Source organism: Bacillus sp. OV166, from assembly GCF_900177675.1.
Classification (GTDB): Bacteria; Bacillota; Bacilli; order Bacillales; family Cytobacillaceae; genus Neobacillus.
This window is the reverse complement of record NZ_FXWM01000001.1, coordinates 2040436-2058138: the sequence shown is the minus strand read 5'-3', so window position 1 is coordinate 2058138 and position 17703 is coordinate 2040436. Positions and strand designations below refer to the sequence as shown.

The window sequence follows — 17703 nt, the reverse complement described above, 5'->3', positions numbered from 1 at the left end:
GTCCTTTTGTTTGATCGCCTATAAATAGTCTATCTCTTTCAACGTGGTTCTACAATTAGCTTGATAGCTGTGCGTTCTTCCCCGTCAATTAAAATATCGGTAAACGCAGGGATACAGATTAAATCAACTCCGCTAGGTGCTACAAATCCTCGAGCAATCGCTACTGCCTTTACGGCTTGATTCAATGCACCCGCCCCAATTGCCTGTATTTCCGCTGCACCTCTTTCACGCAGAACCCCGGCAAGCGCACCAGCTACAGAATTAGGATTAGATTTTGCTGAAACTTTTAATATATCCATTTCTAGCTCCTCCTTAGAAAATCCCGATCCCGCATGAGCAGTTTCATGAACAAATCAGGTTATAACATTCCACTGCTACTATATTCATTTGTCAAAAAACATATTCCGGCTTGGACAAAAAAATTAGAAAAGCGGAGGCGCCCGGTTAGCAGCGGATGGACTGGAGCGCTTTGACTGAGATAAAGGAAACACGGAGAGCGAAGCCATTCGATGTTGACTTATCGTAGGGAAAAGAGCGAAGTCCACTAGCTGCTGGGCGCTTGAGCTAGACACTGTTCAAAGATATTTAGTAACAAAAAAATAAGAGCAAATGAAATTTGCTCTTAAGAGTAAAACGGATGGTCATCATTTATTAAAATGGGCTGTATCTTTTTTGTTAAGCCTGTTTTACGATCTAATTCAATCATAACTGCACTTAATTGATTTCTTCCTGCGGTTGCCACTTCAAACCGGACTGGCAGGCTGGTTAGGAATCTTTTAAGGACTGCTTCTCTCTCCACCCCTAAAATGCCATCATACGGCCCTGTCATCCCTACATCAGATAAATATCCTGTGCCTCCCGGTAAAACCCGGTTATCGGCCGTTTGAACATGTGTATGTGTCCCCACAACGGCAGATACCCTTCCATCTAAATACCAACCCATTGCCTGTTTCTCACTTGTTACTTCCGCATGAAAATCCACAAAAATATATGGGGTTCTCTCCCTAGCAATTTCAACTAATTCGTCAGCTTTCTTAAAAGGACAATCCAATGGAGCCATAAAGGTTCGTCCCTGCAGATTTATAACAGCAACTTCTAAATCATTGACTTTAAAAAAAGCCATACCTTTCCCTGGTGTTCCTTCTGGAAAATTCGCTGGTCTAACCATATTTTTTGCAGAACCGATAAATTCAAAAATTTCACGATTATCCCATGTGTGATTACCCAGTGTTACCGCCTGTGCCCCATACCCTAAGAATTCACGATAGATTTTTTCAGTAATCCCCTTGCCTCCTGCTGCATTCTCCCCATTGATAATAGTAAAGTGAGGACGATATTTTTCTTTTAATTTTGGCAAATATTCCTTCACCATGTCCCGGCCTGGTGAACCGACAACATCACCGATAAAAAGTAGATTCATTTTGGTCCCTTTCGTTAAAAAAATTGTTATTGTATAAATTGTATCACATTCAGACTTTATTTAATCCGATAAGGTGCTGCAAAAAATAAAGCGGTGCATGCGCACCGCTTTATTTTGCGTATTCAACAGCCCGTGTCTCACGAATAACTGTCACTTTAATATGACCTGGATAATCAAGCTCTTCTTCAATGCGCTTACGAATATCGCGTGCTAATCGATGAGCAGCAAGATCATCAACTGAATCCGGTCTAACTATAATACGTACCTCTCGACCTGCTTGAATGGCAAAGGATTTCTCTACACCTTCATAGGATTCCGAAATCTCCTCTAACTTTTCAAGACGGCGAATATAGTTTTCAAGCGTCTCACTACGTGCACCTGGTCTTGCAGCTGATAAGGCATCTGCTGCTGCAACTAAAACGGCTATGATAGATGTTGCCTCTGTATCCCCATGATGGGAAGCAATACTATTGATTACTACCGGATGTTCCTTGTATTTAGTTGCAAGTTCAACACCAATTTCAACATGGCTGCCTTCTACTTCATGGTCAATGGCTTTCCCAATATCATGAAGCAAGCCCGCACGACGTGCCAAAGTTTCATCTTGGCCAAGTTCAGCGGCAAGTAAACCAGACAGTTGCGCAACTTCCATTGAATGCTTTAATACGTTTTGCCCGTAACTAGTACGGAATTTTAAGCGACCAAGAATTTTGATCAGATCTGGATGGAGTCCATGAACACCCACTTCAAAGGTGGTTTGCTCACCCACTTCACGGATATACTCATCTACTTCGCGACGTGATTTTTCTACCATTTCCTCAATTCGTGCCGGATGGATACGCCCGTCTTGGACCAATTTCTCCAGTGCTAAGCGAGCCGTTTCGCGACGAATAGGATCAAAACCTGATAAAATGACAGCTTCAGGAGTATCATCAATGATTAAATCAATTCCTGTTAACGTTTCAAGCGTACGAATATTTCTTCCTTCACGGCCAATAATACGGCCCTTCATTTCGTCATTTGGCAGGTTGACGACAGAGACAGTCGTTTCCGCAACATGGTCAGCAGCGCAACGCTGGATTGCTAACGAAAGTATTTCCTTTGCTTTCTTGTCGGCTTCCTCTTTTGCACGATTTTCGCTTTCCTTGATCATTATCGCAGTGTCAGTGATAAGTTCCTGCTCCATTCGATCAATAATGATTGTTTTCGCTTCCTCGCGCGTTAAGCTCGATATTCGTTCGAGTTCAGTTTGTTGTTTTCGTACTAACTCGTCCACTTTGCTTTCCATCTCTTCAATATGCTGTTGTCTTTGGTTTAGAGAATCATCCTTCTTTTCTAAAAGATTTTCACGCTTGTTTAACGTTTCCTCTTTTCGATCTAAATTCTCTTCTCTTTGCAGTAAACGGTTTTCTTGTTTTTGCATTTCATTTCTTCGTTCACGAACCTCACGCTCTGCTTCAGTCCGAAGCTTGTGAATTTCATCCTTTGCTTCTAGCAAAGCTTCCTTTTTCAATGAATCAGCATCACGTTTAGCATCTTCAAGAATCTGCTCTGCAGCATTCTTTGCACCTGCTACTTTTGCATCAGCAATGGATTTATGAACAAAATAGCCAACAACGGCACCGACGATAAGGCCAAGCAAAATGGAGATGATTGTAATTGGTTCCATCGTTACACCTCCTCTTGCTATGAACTTTTGTTACATTTTTTAAGTGTCGGCATGTACATTGTTTAGACTCAACATACAGCAAGCACCAAGGCTTTTTTCGAATTGTAATAATACCAAAAATGTAAAATATACATGTTAATTGTAAAGGTGGGAATATTCATTGTCAAGGCTTAGTCCTATTGGCTTTTTGAAATATTTAGAATAGGACATCATTTATTCCTCCTAAAGGCTGAAATCCATTGTATTTTAACAATTGGCTCTGTTAAACTTGGCTGTTGATTTCCGCTCCAGGCGCTTCGCGTTCCGCGTTCCGCGGTTACTATCCGCCTCCTCGGCGCTATGCGCCTGTGGGGTCTCCCTGTCCCGTCCTCCCGCAGGAGTCTTCGCGCTTTTCGCTCCCCAATCAACTTACTATAAAAATCAACAATAGGCTTTAACAAAGCCTAACTAATAAAACTTTGTTTAAAAATAACATTATGTAAAAAAAGAGCAAAACCATAAATAGCTTTGCTCATCTACATTAGTCTATTAATTCAAATTGTTCATCATCGTCTTTCTCAGTGACAAATTTTTCACCATCTAAACCATAATGTTCACGGATTTTCCCTTGAATTTCGAGGCGAACATCTGGATTTTCCTTCAAGTATAGCTTTGCATTTTCACGGCCTTGACCTAATCTTTCAGAATTATAGGAGTACCATGATCCGCTCTTTTCAACGATATCTAATTCTGCGCCTAGATCAATGATTTCACCTTCTTTAGAAATCCCTTCACCATACATGATATCTACTTCAGCCGTACGGAAAGGAGGAGCGACTTTATTCTTAACTATTTTTATCTTTGTCTTATTACCTACAATATCATTTCCCTGCTTTAACGCCTCTGCACGACGAACTTCAATACGGACGGTGGAATAGAATTTCAATGCACGTCCACCTGGTGTTGTCTCGGGGTTTCCAAACATAACGCCAATTTTTTCGCGAACTTGGTTAATAAAGATGGCGATGGTCTTCGATTTATTGATGGCTCCAGATAATTTACGTAGGGCTTGCGACATCAAACGAGCCTGTAAGCCCATGTGAGAATCTCCCATTTCGCCTTCAATTTCCGCTTTTGGAACTAATGCTGCTACTGAGTCGACTACAATAATATCAATTGCACCACTTCGTACTAATGCTTCTGCGATTTCAAGCGCTTGTTCACCCGTATCTGGCTGTGATAGCAATAACTCATCAATGTTAACACCTAATTTTTGGGCATACGCTGGGTCAAGGGCATGTTCAGCATCTATAAATGCTGCTTGTCCGCCATTTGCTTGAACTTCAGCAATCGCATGCAAAGCAACCGTGGTTTTACCTGAGCTCTCAGGACCATAAACTTCGATAATACGCCCTCTAGGATATCCACCCACTCCAAGTGCTGCATCAAGTGCTAACGAGCCACTCGGACTCGTTAAAATCCTCGTATCTGTTTTCTCTCCCATTTTCATGACAGAACCTTTACCAAATTGCTTTTCTATTTGCTTTAACGCCATTTCTAAGGCCGCTTTACGATCATTACTCACGAATCTTTTCCTCCCTTATATAAACACAAGCAAATTGCTATAATCTATTAAATTAATTCCTACTAATAATATAACCGCTTTTCGGATATTTGTCGAGTAAAAAAACGAACATTCATTCGTTTATTTTCAAAACAAAATCGTTGTAAAAAAAGGAAAATCCCCCTGACTTTTGTATCATTTTGCATTTTTAGTAGTCCGAAAAGGATAATTTCCTCTATTGTCAGACTTTTTTCTAATCCTAGTTTATTAAGAAAAGCGCAATCGCCCTGTTCAGCGGCGTATGGCCTGGAGTGCTCCAACTGAGATAAAGGAAACACGAAGAGCCGAAGGCGCATTCGTGCTTGACTTATCGTAGGGTGGAGAGCGAAGGACACTAGCCGCTAGGGCGCTGGAGCTGGACAATTTTCAAAGTCGAAATTTAAACTTTCTTATCTTGTCAAAAAAGTCACAGAACGCTAATTAGCATTCTGTGACTCTTTTAAAATTCGAAGGAGAAAATAGCAGCCAAATTTCACTGCACGGCTCCTGTTCGCTTCCCTTGTTCCGCCAAGTGTGATCTTTTCTACAATTGTCGGCCTTCCCTTCATTGCAATCCCTACATAAATTGTACCAACTGGCTTGCCTTCAAATTCTTCAGGACCAGCAACACCCGTAAAACTAATCCCAATATCGGTTTTAAATACCTTTGAAGCATTTTCGGCCAGCTCTCTAGCACATTGTTCACTTACCGCACCATGTGTTTTAAGCGTTTCTTCCTGTACATGTAATAGCTGTCGTTTCACTTCATTTGAATAACAAACTACACCACCGTAAAACACTGAACTTGCACCCGAAATTGATGTTAACTCTTGCTGGAATAGTCCTCCTGTTAAACTCTCAGCGGCAGTAATAGTTAAGTTTCTTTCTTTTAAAGATTTCATTACTTCTATCAAAAGCGACGTATTATCATAGCCATATAAAAATGCACCAAGACGCTGATTTATCGTCTTTTCTAGTTCATCCAGCATAGCCTGTGCTGCATTTTCGTCCACATGTTTTGCTGTCAGTCGTAAAGTAACCTCCCCATCTCCTGCAAGCGGGGCTATCGTTGGATTGCTTTGCGCATCAATTAAATCAATAATTTCTGTTTCCAGAGCTGCTTCTCCAATTCCAAAAAACCTTAACACCCTTGAGACAATTTTCTCGGTGGACTTGTTTCTTTTAGAAAGAGCCTGGGACCCATACTGGAGAAACATCGGTTCCATTTCCTTTGGCGGGCCAGGCAGCAGCATATACGTATGACCGCCGGATTCTACAACCATGCCCGGCGCCATCCCATGATCATTTGGGAGAATGTGAGATCCTGCTAATACGAGTGCCTGCTTTCGATTATTTTCTGTCATGACACGATTGGTCCGCTTAAAAAAAAGTTCAATCGATGCTAACGCCGTTTCATCGATAACGAGTTCTTTACCAAGCTGACGTGCAATCGTTTCCTTCGTCAAATCATCCTTTGTAGGCCCAAGCCCGCCAGAAAATATTATAATCTCTGCACGCTTTTGGGCTATTTCAATTGCAGACTTTAGCCTGTCAGAATTATCACCAACAACTGTATGAAAATAGACATTAATACCAAGCCCAGCTAATTGCTGAGACAGAAATCTCGCATTCGTATTCACAATTTGACCGAGCAATAACTCCGAACCAACTGCAATAATCTCAGCATTCATAGCAATACATCTTCCTTTACAACATAGTAGAATTAAGTTTACTTTGAATTTTTAAGGACATGACTATTTTTTGCAAAATAATCCCAGCCAGACCAGATAGTAAAAATTAAAGCCACCCATAATGACACTATATCAAAACGGAATGGTATCATTGCAAAAATTATATTATGTAATAAAAGCGATGATATCGCGACAATTTGCGCCCATGTTTTAATTTTGCCGAGCATATTAGCCGCAACAACTTCGCCTTCCCCTGCAAGCAAGAGGCGTAAACCTGTTACTGCAAACTCCCTGCTAATAATAATAATAACTAACCATGAAGGTGCATAAACATCATTCAGTTCAACTAAAACGATAAGTGCAGCCGATACGAGTAATTTGTCAGCTAATGGGTCAAGAAATTTCCCCATATTAGTGACAAGGTTATATTTACGGGCATAATGTCCGTCAACCCAGTCAGTTGCAGAGGCTAAAATGAAGATCAATGCACCGACAAAATGGGTAACTGGAAGGACGGTCCCAAGAAGTTGCATGTCGCCCCATTTAAAAGGAGCAAGCATAATAATCAAAAATATTGGAATTAATAATATTCTTGATACCGTTATTCTATTCGGAATATTCATAGTTTTCCTCCGTTTATTTATTAAAAGTGAAAAATAGTCATCTACAGATGACTATTCGTCTTTCAGAACATATTGAATCGTTATGTTCTGAACATTCGCAGTCGCTGGGACTGCATACTCGAGCTTTTGGTCATTCACATAAATTTCAGTGTCAGCAGCATTTCCAACCCTGATCACAGCCATACTTTCTGCTGATAAATCTTCTGTCTGGCTCTCAGTTGTACCTGTTTTTAGTGTTCCTTGAAAAAAGGATTTCCCTTTCCCATTTTTAATACTAACCCAGGTTTGACCTTTAGAAACCAACTTCACAATAAATTTATCTGCATTTTTTAATTCATAGGTTGAATTCCTGCCACTGCTTTGAACTGCTGTAATTTCTTGTTTAGGTGTTTCTTCTACCTTTGTTTGTTCCTCTTCCTGTACTGCATTATCCTTCTGTTCCTCATTTACTTTCTGATTATCTTTATCATCTGCTTTTTCTTTTTCAAGATTCTTCGATGTAACAATTTTAACGGGTTCATTCTGCTTACTAATTGATTCATTTGAATTTCCACTAGCATGATTTGATATAAAGTAATATAAAAGGCTTGCTGCACCAATTACAAAAACACCGATTAATACCTTTGGCAGAATATCAAATATTTTGGAATTACCTTCAGTAATTGTTTTGTGTGTTTTCACTCTAGACAATTGCTGGGGTAAGTCATCATTATAGGTAGCAGGAATTTCGCCTTTATAGGTTTCAAAGATTTCATCAGGATTGAGGCTTAAAGCCTCTGCATACTGTTTAATAAATGCACGCACGTAGAAATTTCCAGGCATGCTCGCATAATTTCCTTCTTCAATACCAATTAAATACCGCTTTTGAATTTTGGTCATGGATTGGACATCATCCAAGCTTAATCCTTTAGCTAATCGGGCTTCTTTTAGTCGATTCCCTAATTCAGTCAACTGTTAACACCTTCCAATTTATTAAAAATCAAAATCACCAAAATCTGATCCGGAGAACATGTTATGCTGATCAACGACTTCATATGTAATCTCTTCTTCCGCGTCATTCCTAAGCTCAATAATATAATCAAAATCATCGAGTGTGTATTCTGAGTTTTGTACAAAGACATCAGGGTGCTCGATTACTTTTACTGACGGTAGACGCATGATTTCTCTGACAAGCTGCCAATGACGTTCATTTGCTCGTTTTGTTGATACTATTCCATCAAGAATAAATAGATTATTTTCGTTGTACTCATCTTCAATTAATTGATTGCGGATTGTTTGTTTTAACAGTGTCGATGAAACAAATAACCAACGTTTATTTGCACAAACACTCGCTGCAACTAATGATTCTGTTTTACCTACCCGTGGCATTCCACGAATACCAATCAGTTTATGTCCCTCCTGCTTAAATAATTCTGCCATAAAATCAACTAATAAGCCAAGTTCATTCCTTACAAAGCGAAAGGTTTTTTTATCATCAGCATCTCTTTGAATATATCGGCCATGTCTAACTGCAAGCCTGTCACGCAGTTTTGGTTCCCTAAGTTTAATTAGTTTTATTGTGTCCATAGTATGTAAAATTGACTCTAGTCGTTTAATTTGATCATCGTCTTTTGCTAAAATGAGCAAACCACGTCTTCCTTCATCCACACCATTAATCGTCACAATATTAATAGAAAGCATACCCAGTAGGGATGAAATGTCACCCAATAGCCCTGGACGGTTCTTTTGAATCTCATATTCTAAATACCATTCTTTTTTCACGATAATATAAACCTCCTATAAAGAAGTTTCGACACTTTTCTGCATTTCCTCATCTAACCCCTATAATAAATGATTTTGGATGAAGATGAAAGTAAAAACACAGATATTCGTTTCTTTAATGGTGTTTATAGATTTATACATACAAAAAGAGAGGAGAAGCCTCCTCTCTTTTAGCGGGCACCATTATTTTGAATCAATTTAACCATGATATTTGCAATAGCTTGTTGTTCTTCTTTATCAGCAACAGACCAAAGATCAGCAAGAATTCTTTCTTGCTCGTTTTTTGGCTCTACTTGGCTTGATAAATAATCCCCAATTTGAAAGGCAAGATTATTAATTGCTCCCTCACTCATACCTTCATTTTGTGCATGGTGAAGACGTTCAGCAAGAAAGTCCTCCCACTGTTTCCAGTTATCTAAAACAGACATTGTTTTCCCTCCTTTAAATTAGTACAAGTTTATTTTGCGATGAAGTGAAGGGAACTATACATGAATAACTTGTGAATTTTATGTATACCAGCCACCATTTAACGCAAGGACTTGCCCGGTCATATAGGAAGATTCATCTGAGAGCAAGAAAGCGACACACCTCGCTATTTCTTCTGGCTGACCAAGTCTTCCCATAGGTATCTCATAAGAAATCTGGTCCATCTCTTCTTGTGAAAAACCTTCCATCATTGGTGTCGCGATCGCACCAGGGGCGATCGCATTAACGCGAATGCCATTCAATGCTAATTCTTTACTTAATGCCTTTACGAAGGCAATTTGTGCACCCTTTGCGGTAGAATAGGCCACTTCACAGGCCGCACCTGTTTGACCCCAAATGGATGTAATCACGACAATGTTCCCTTTACCTTTAACAAGTAATTTCGGCAGGAGCTCTTTGGTCAGCATTAATGGATTTAGTACGTGAACATTCATTAATGCCTCTGCTTCAGACTGTAGCAAATCAATAAGAAGTCCATATTGACTGTTTCCACCGCAATGGATGATGGCGTCTAGCGAAAAAACCTCAGAGTAGACTTTCTTATAACCATTAGGGCCGCCAAAGTCTGCTTGGATAGGAATATACTCTCCACCGTATGGCAGCAGTTTTTCGACTAGGTCTCGAATCGATTGTTCATTTTTATTATAATGCAGATACAAATGATAGCCTTTTTCAGCGAGGTTAAGCGCAATGGCTTGTCCTATTCCACCACTTGCCCCAGTGATCAGTGCATATTTCATTTCTTCACTCTCTCTCTAATGAAAAACTTTTATACGAAGAAAAAGCGCCGTTTTACGACGCTTTCACTTTTCTATTTTTTCTTTGGAACTACTTGGCAAACTGAAAAGCGTTCTTCCGAGATCACCTCAGATGCTAGTGATTGTATATCATTTAAGGTGATTTTTTCAAGTGTTGGAACAACATCAAAAAGATTCATATCATTAAATGCATAGCGAGTAAATTGATTTGCAATATATTCAGGTGAATTAATCGCTCGTAGAAATGCCCCTATCTTCTTTCTTTTCGCTCTTTCCAATTGTTCTTCATCAAAAATCATTTGGCTTTTAGCCATCAGAAGCATTTTTTCTAGTGTTTCAGCCAGCTTATCAGGTTCACCTGTATCCCCGCCAATCATCGCAAACCCAAAGCCTTGTTCCTGCGTGTAATCAAAGGAAAAGGTTTCATCAATTAAACCTTCATTATACAACTGATTATAATTTTCGGAGCTTTTTCCAAACAATAGATCCAGTAATACATTCATTGTTAATTCATTTTTAAGCAATTCATCGCCTGTTTGGTCGACATGAAGTGCTTTAATACCTAGTAAGCATTTTGACGTTTGAACATTCATTTCAAGTACTTGTTTCTTTTCAGCTGCTTGTGGGGGTTCTGTTTCAAATTTTCGCTTGATTTCAGGCATATCCTTGTATTCTTTTTTTGCTTGATTTTCTTTCACTTGGTTCATGAAACTGTTGGGGTCCACTGGGCCAACAATAAATAAAAGCATGTTGCTCGGATGATAGAAGGTGTTATAGCATTCATATAGCCAATCTTTTGTAATATGTGAAATAGACTCAATGGTACCTGCTATATCAATCTTAACTGGATGGTTCTGATATAGATTTTGGATTAATCCAAAGTATAAGCGCCAATCTGCATTATCATCATACATTGTGATTTCTTGCCCAATAATCCCTTTTTCTTTTTCGACCGTTTTTTCAGAAAAATAAGGATCCTGAACAAAATCAACGAGTGTTTCAAGGTTCTTTTCAACATCAGAGGTGCTTGAAAATAAATAAGCAGTCCGCGTAAAGGAGGTAAAAGCATTTGCGGATGCCCCTTGACGGCTAAATTGCTGGAAAACATCACCGTCTTCCTTTTCAAAAAGCTTATGTTCTAAGAAGTGGGCTATGCCGTCTGGTACTTTAACATACTCCTCTTTGCCTAATGGAACAAATGTATTATCAACAGATCCATATTTCGTCGTAAAGGTAGCAAAGGTTTTATTAAAACCCTTTTTAGGCAAGATATATACATTTAGTCCATTGGCTAGTTTTTCATGATAAAGCTCTTCCTGAAGCTGGTCAAAAGTTATTTTCTCCATCTATTTGCCTGCCTCCGTTCCAGTTAAGAAGTAAATGGTATCAATTTCGATTTTTTTTGCAACTTCTACAATTTCTTCTTTCGTAACCTTTTGCATTTCTTGAAGCCATGTATCCAAATTAATATTTGCATCGGCCACGACGTTATGATATAGAATTTCCGTAAGTCCTCTTGATGTGTCTATCGTCTCAAGAATTTGATTTTGAATCACTGCCTTGGTTTGTACGAGCTCTTGGTCTGTGAAATCACCATTTTTCATTGCCTCTAATTGATCATGGATAATGCCAACTGCCTGGTCATAATTCTTTAAATCAATGCCTGACATAACCATCATCAAGCCTTTGTGACTTTCAAGACGGCTCGCTGCATAATAAGCAAGGCTTGCTTTTTCCCGCACATTAATAAATAATTTGGAATGCGAGAACCCCCCAAAAATGCCGTTAAACACCTGCAAGGCAAAATAATCTGGGTCCCCATAGACGATATTTGTCCGATAACCAATATTTAATTTACCTTGTTTTACATCTTGTTCTTCTTTTATTTCCTGTACCTGACTATTTCTGTTTATTTCCTGTGGTACTACCTTTTTCGGTTTTCTGTCCTCAAAATGTAAAAGTTCAGCAGCATAATTCTTTACCTCTTCTTCATTTACATCCCCGATGATATATAAATCCATTTCATCATTAATAAAAGCGTTTTTATAATATTCATATAGATTCTCAGCCGTAATGGCATCGACATCTGCTGCATCTCCATTTACCTCTAAGGCATAAGGTTCGCCTTTACACATTTCTTGTATTAGTCGGACATTCGAGTAGTGCATTTTATCGTCAAAAACTGATTGGATCCTTTGTTTTTGTGTCCGCTTCTCCTTTTCTACAGTATCATGGTCAAATGCAGTTCCCTTAATATTTGGATTGGTTAATATTTCGGCTAACAATTCGAACCCTTTTTTTAATAATGGGCTTGGATCACTTAAGAATTTTTCATTGGCAATTTCGATAGAGAAACTCATTATATGGTTTTCACCTTTTTTCGAGAGGTCAACAAAAAAGGTGGCACCATATAATTCATCGAGATACGAACGAAGTGCCGTGGTTGTAGGGTACTTTTTAGTGCTACTTTGCAATACTTGAGGGAGAAGAGCCCGTTTGGTAACATCCTCCTTAGTTAATGGTGCTTTCATCTTCCAAATCAATGTATTGGTTTTATATTTTTCTGTTGGTATAAAGTGTAAGTTATACCCCTTAAGTGGTGTTATTTTTTCTGTAGCAGTGGCCATTTACATTCCTCCTTAACTATTCAAAGGTCATACTTAACAATATGTAAACATTTTTCTTTATATCTTTTCCTTTGAAATAAAACCTATACTTATTACTATAATTTGACATGCTTGGTCATTACAAGCAAATACTCTTTGTTTCAAAAAAAAGAACCTCTGAAATAAAATCAGGGGTTCTTTTTTCAACCTATTATCGATTACCTTTGATGTAGTGGGTTCCACTAGCTTTTGGTGCATCGGCACGACCGATGAATCCAGTTAAAGCTAATATTGTTAACACATATGGAGCAATTAACAAGTATACATTTGGAATTTCCTTTAAGAAAGGTAAACTTGATCCAATGATACTGATACTTTGCGCGAACCCGAAGAAGATTGCAGCACCTAATGCACCAAGTGGATGCCATTTACCGAAAATCATTGCGGCTAACGCCATGAAACCTTGACCACTGATTGTCGAGTGGCTGAAGTTAGACGTAATGGATTGTGCATAAACTCCACCACCGAGACCACCAAGAGCTCCAGAAAGGATGACACCCAAATAACGCATTTTGGTGACATTTATACCCATAGTGTCTGCCGCCATCGGATGTTCACCGACTGAGCGGAGGCGGAGACCAAATGGTGTTTTGGTAACGATAAACCACACTAAAATGGCAACCAAAATTGCTAAAAACGATGTCCAATACGTATTTTGGAAGAAGATTTTACCGATAACAGGAATATCCTTTAAAACAGGAATATCAATTTTGCTAAACCCCTTACTGATAATTCCAGTTTCACCTTTATCATAAATGAGTTTTACAAGAAAAAGGGTAAGCCCTGTTGCGAGTAAGTTAATCGCCACACCGGAAACCGTATGGTCCGCCCGGAAGGTAATTGCCGCAACCGCGTGTAATAAGGAAAAGATTGCTCCTGCAGCCATTGCTATTAATAATGCTATCCAAGGTGTAGCACTGCCAAATGTATCAAATGTAGTTAAGTTAAACACGATCGCCGAAAATGCCCCAATTACCATTAAACCTTCAAGTCCAATATTAACTACCCCAGAACGCTCCGAGAAAATACCGCCTAATGCAGTGAAGACAAGAGGAGCAGCCCATAATAAAGTGGATGGAATAAGAATGATTAAAATATCCATTAAACTCAACTTACTTCCCCTCCTTCTTACTGAATCGGTCAAGAAATACTCTTATTATATAGCTTGATGCAACAAAGAATACGATTAACGCAATAATGATATCAACTAATTCATTTGGTACTCCAGCTTCAAGCGGCATGTTTAGTGCTCCTACTTTTAGAACACCAAATAGTATCGCTGAGAAAAATACACCTAGAGCAGTATTACCACCTAGTAATGCCACAGCAATTCCGTCGAAACCAACGCCTGAGAATCCACCCTTAACAGCGGCATATTCGAATGTTCCTAGTCCTTCCATAGCACCAGCTAAGCCAGCAAAGGCTCCGGAAATAACCATTGAAAGGATAATATTTCTATTCACGTTCATGCCCGCATATTGTGCGGCATGTTGATTAAAACCTACTGACCTTAATTCAAACCCTCTTGTTGTTCTTTCTAATAAAAACCACATTATAAAGCAAGATATAATAGCAAGAATAATACCCCAGTGAAGTCTAGAATAGTCAGTTAGACTTTCTAACCAGCCAGATCGTAACGTTGCCGATTTATGAATAGGACCTGAATTGTCCCCATGATTTGTGATTACATTACGAATAAGATAATTCGATACATGTAAGGCTACATAGTTCATCATAATGGTTACAATTACTTCATGCACACGAAAACGTGCTTTTAATAGACCAGGAATAAATGCCCAAAGCGCACCTGCAACTATTGACGCTAAGATAGCAAGTGGTAAATGAATAATACGAGGCAGGTCAAAAGCTACCCCTACCCAAACCGCTGCAAGCCAGCCTACTAAGAATTGCCCCTCAACCCCGATATTAAATAAGCCCACTCGGAAAGCAAAAGCAACAGCTAATCCGGCTAAAATATATGGGGTAAACTGTCTTACTACTTCCCCGATATAATAGATATCTCCAAATGCGCCATTCCATAGTGCCGTAAAGGCAGCAATTGGATTGTACCCACTAAATAACATGATAATTGTTCCAACAATGATGCCTAATAAAACAGCAATAATTGGTGTTAAAATACTTTTAAACCGTTTAGACATGGTTTTGTTCACCCGCTTCCTTTCTATTCGATCCAGCCATCAACAATCCAAGTTCCTGCTCAGTCGTTTCCTTTGGATTAACTACAGCCACGATTTTCCCCTCATAAATAACCGCAATACGGTCACTAACATTCATAATTTCATCCAATTCAAAGGATACTAGCAAGACACCTTTCCCATTATCGCGCTGCTCGATTAAGCGCTTATGAATGAATTCAATTGCCCCAACATCCAAACCGCGAGTTGGCTGTGCCGCAATGAGTAGGTCAGGGTTACGGTCTATTTCACGTCCAATAATCGCCTTTTGTTGATTACCACCAGAAAGGGCACGTGCCAATGTGTATTCACTTGGTGTACGAACATCAAACTCACTTATTAGCGATTTAGCCTTTTTATAGATTTCACTAAAGTTTAAGATTCCGTTCTTTGAGAATGGCTTTTTATTATACGTTTGTAAAACCATGTTCTCTCCAATTGGGAAATTCAATACTAACCCGTGTTTGTGGCGATCCTGAGGAATATGACCTACGCCAGATTCAGTAATTTGCCTTGGAGTATGATTGATCAATTCTTTGCCATTTAATTTTACACTGCCAGTTTCAGCTTTTCGTAATCCTGTAATTGCTTCAATAAATTCAGATTGTCCATTTCCATCAACTCCAGCGATTCCGACAATCTCCCCAGCATGGATAGAAAGATTAAGACCATTAACAACCATTACACCACGAGGGTCTTTAACAACCAAATCCTTGATTTCAAGTACTTCTTGTTTTGGGGTTGCTTCCTTTTTATCCGTTTTAAAGACAACCTCACGTCCAACCATTAGGCTCGCAAGTTCATTAGGGTTTGTTTCGCTTACGGTTACAGTTCCAATCCCCTTACCTTTACGAATAACGGTACAACGGTCTGAAACTTCCATAATCTCTTTAAGTTTATGGGTAATGAGAATAATAGATTTGCCTTCTTTAATAAGCGTTTTCATAATTTGGATTAATTCTTTAATCTCTTGTGGTGTTAATACGGCTGTAGGTTCATCGAAAATAAGAATTTCTGCCCCACGATAGAGTGTTTTTAAGATTTCAACCCGTTGCTGCATCCCCACCGAAATATCGGATATTTTCGCTTGCGGGTCAACCGCTAGACCATAGCGCTCTGAAATTTCACGAACTTGTTGTTCTGCCTTTTTAAGATCAATTCGACCAGCTGAGGTTATTTCTCTACCAAGGATAATATTTTCAGTGACAGTGAAGGTATCAACCAACATAAAGTGCTGATGGACCATTCCAATTCCAAGATCATTAGCGATATTAGGGTTTGCAATGTTAACCGGTTTCCCTTTCACACGGATTTCACCTTGTTCTGGCTGATATAAACCAAAGAGAACATTCATCAAGGTTGATTTTCCTGCACCATTTTCTCCAAGCAAGGCATGGATTTCACCCTTTTTTAATTGAAGGGTTATGTTATCATTCGCAACGAAGCCATTAAACTCTTTACGGATGTTTAGCATTTCAATTACATATTCCATCTTTTCTCACTCCCTGTGATAAGGTAAAAGGAAAAATTGACCAACAGTAGTAAGAGGTCAGACCTTTCCGAATTTTAAAAAAACAGGGAATTCCTCCCCACTAAAATCTTAACTGAAGTGTAGAATATTTATTCTACACTTCAGTTAGGATTCCTTAGAAAGGAATAAGCGAGCACTTTTTAAATCCCGCTTATTCCTCATAAAAATTATTTTACACTAAAAGTCTTTAATTCAGCACGAGTTCCTGGAACCTTTACTGCACCTGATTTAATCTTTTCAACCCATTCTTTTACTGCAGCTTCAATCGCATCTTTTTTATCAGCTTTTGCGTTGATTGGCGCTACGCCCACTCCATCTTCAGCTAAACCGTATAATGCAACTTCTCCACCAGGGAAATTGCCATCCATTGCTTTTTTAGATAAATCCTGTACCGCTACGTCAACACGTTTTAGTGCAGATGTAAGAACAATATCTGGACCCATGTCGTTTTGGTCACGGTCTACACCGATAGCCCAAATTTCTTTACTAGGATCTTTTGCTTTTCTGTCAGTTGCTTCTTTGAATAGACCGTTCCCAGTACCACCAGCAGCATGGAACACTACGTCCGCACCTGAAGAATACATTTTAGATGAGATATTTTGACCTAATTCTGCTTTATCAAATGCACCTGCATACTGAACATCCACTTTCACTTCAGGTTTTGCAGCTTTAACGCCTGCAAAGAAGCCAGCTTCGAAACGTTCGATAACTGGGATTTCCATCCCACCGATGAATCCAATATGGTTAGATTTTGTTTGAAGTGCAGCTGCTACACCAGCAAGGAATGCTGCTTCTTGCTCTTTGAAAAGAACACTTGCAACGTTTGGTTGTTTAACTTCAGCATCAATAATTGCAAAGTTTGAATCTTTTTGTTGCTTCGCAATTTCTTCTACTGCAGCTTGCATTAAGAAACCAATTCCGTAAACTAAATCAAAATCTTGACGTGCAAGAGTATTTAAGTTAGTTGAATAATCAGCATCAGATTTTGATTGAAGGTAATCATATCCACCTTTACCTTTTGTTAAGCCATTGTCTTTACCGAATTTTTGAAGACCTTCCCATGCAGATTGGTTAAATGATTTGTCATCAACACCACCAACATCAGTTACCATTGCTACAGAGAATTTATTTGCCTTTTCTCCACCTGTAGCTGGTTCTTTACTTGTATCATCACTTTTTCCACATGCCCCCAAAAGTGTACCAGCAGCTAGAACTAGTGATAAAGCCATTCCAATTTTAAGCTTCTTCATGGTATTGACCCCCTATGAATATGGTTTGATTTAGTAAAAATGTTTTTATAGCAAGACTGGTTGCGTTTTCA

The 17703-nt window shown here is 39.0% G+C and carries 16 protein-coding genes; all 16 read right to left on the bottom strand.

The window, feature by feature from the left end:
* Positions 1-38 precede the first annotated feature (38 nt).
* Entirely contained in the window at positions 39-299 is a 261-nt protein-coding gene (gene spoVS, locus CCK98_RS09875) for a stage V sporulation protein SpoVS (RefSeq protein WP_026566505.1), read from the bottom strand.
* A gap of 323 nt (positions 300-622) precedes the next feature.
* On the bottom strand, positions 623-1420 hold the full coding sequence (locus CCK98_RS09870) for a TIGR00282 family metallophosphoesterase (RefSeq protein ID WP_088086424.1): 798 nt from the start codon (positions 1418-1420) through the stop codon (positions 623-625).
* Between the two features lie 109 nt (positions 1421-1529).
* On the bottom strand, positions 1530-3089 hold the full coding sequence (rny, locus tag CCK98_RS09865) for a ribonuclease Y (RefSeq protein WP_088086423.1): 1560 nt from the start codon (positions 3087-3089) through the stop codon (positions 1530-1532).
* Between the two features lie 520 nt (positions 3090-3609).
* Complete coding sequence (gene recA / locus CCK98_RS09860; protein WP_088086422.1) at positions 3610-4653, bottom strand: recombinase RecA; 1044 nt, start codon at positions 4651-4653, stop codon at positions 3610-3612.
* Positions 4654-5108: 455 nt separating this feature from the next.
* Positions 5109-6362 (bottom strand): competence/damage-inducible protein A, encoded by a 1254-nt coding sequence (locus tag CCK98_RS09855; RefSeq protein ID WP_088086421.1) that lies wholly within the window; start codon positions 6360-6362, stop codon positions 5109-5111.
* Positions 6363-6400: 38 nt separating this feature from the next.
* On the bottom strand, positions 6401-6985 hold the full coding sequence (gene pgsA, locus CCK98_RS09850; RefSeq protein ID WP_088086420.1) for a CDP-diacylglycerol--glycerol-3-phosphate 3-phosphatidyltransferase: 585 nt from the start codon (positions 6983-6985) through the stop codon (positions 6401-6403).
* Positions 6986-7036: 51 nt separating this feature from the next.
* On the bottom strand, positions 7037-7936 hold the full coding sequence (locus CCK98_RS09845) for a RodZ domain-containing protein (RefSeq protein WP_088086419.1): 900 nt from the start codon (positions 7934-7936) through the stop codon (positions 7037-7039).
* 21 nt (positions 7937-7957) lie between these two features.
* The gene (locus tag CCK98_RS09840) at positions 7958-8749 is read right to left on the bottom strand and encodes a DUF3388 domain-containing protein (RefSeq protein WP_088086418.1); all 792 of its coding nucleotides are present in this window, start codon (positions 8747-8749) and stop codon (positions 7958-7960) included.
* A 167-nt stretch (positions 8750-8916) separates the two neighbouring features.
* Positions 8917-9174 carry a DUF3243 domain-containing protein gene (locus tag CCK98_RS09835; protein WP_088086417.1) on the bottom strand — a complete coding sequence of 86 codons (258 nt, stop codon included), beginning with the start codon at positions 9172-9174 and terminating at the stop codon, positions 8917-8919.
* Between the two features lie 78 nt (positions 9175-9252).
* The gene (ymfI, locus tag CCK98_RS09830) at positions 9253-9972 is read right to left on the bottom strand and encodes an elongation factor P 5-aminopentanone reductase (RefSeq protein WP_088086416.1); all 720 of its coding nucleotides are present in this window, start codon (positions 9970-9972) and stop codon (positions 9253-9255) included.
* Between the two features lie 71 nt (positions 9973-10043).
* On the bottom strand, positions 10044-11336 hold the full coding sequence (gene yfmH, locus CCK98_RS09825) for an EF-P 5-aminopentanol modification-associated protein YfmH (RefSeq protein WP_088086415.1): 1293 nt from the start codon (positions 11334-11336) through the stop codon (positions 10044-10046).
* A complete protein-coding gene (yfmF, locus tag CCK98_RS09820; protein ID WP_088086414.1) occupies positions 11337-12617 on the bottom strand; it encodes an EF-P 5-aminopentanol modification-associated protein YfmF in 1281 nt (426 codons plus the stop codon).
* Between the two features lie 190 nt (positions 12618-12807).
* Positions 12808-13767, bottom strand: coding sequence for an ABC transporter permease (locus CCK98_RS09815; protein WP_088086413.1), 960 nt, complete (start codon positions 13765-13767; stop codon positions 12808-12810).
* 1 nt (position 13768) lies between these two features.
* Positions 13769-14815, bottom strand: a complete 1047-nt coding sequence (locus CCK98_RS09810; protein ID WP_088086412.1) for an ABC transporter permease — start codon at positions 14813-14815, stop codon at positions 13769-13771.
* Positions 14808-16343, bottom strand: coding sequence for an ABC transporter ATP-binding protein (locus CCK98_RS09805; protein ID WP_088086411.1), 1536 nt, complete (start codon positions 16341-16343; stop codon positions 14808-14810). Before CCK98_RS09805 ends, CCK98_RS09810 begins: the two co-directional genes overlap by 8 nt.
* Before the next feature lie 206 nt (positions 16344-16549).
* On the bottom strand, positions 16550-17632 hold the full coding sequence (locus CCK98_RS09800) for a BMP family protein (RefSeq protein ID WP_088086410.1): 1083 nt from the start codon (positions 17630-17632) through the stop codon (positions 16550-16552).
* Positions 17633-17703 lie beyond the last annotated feature (71 nt).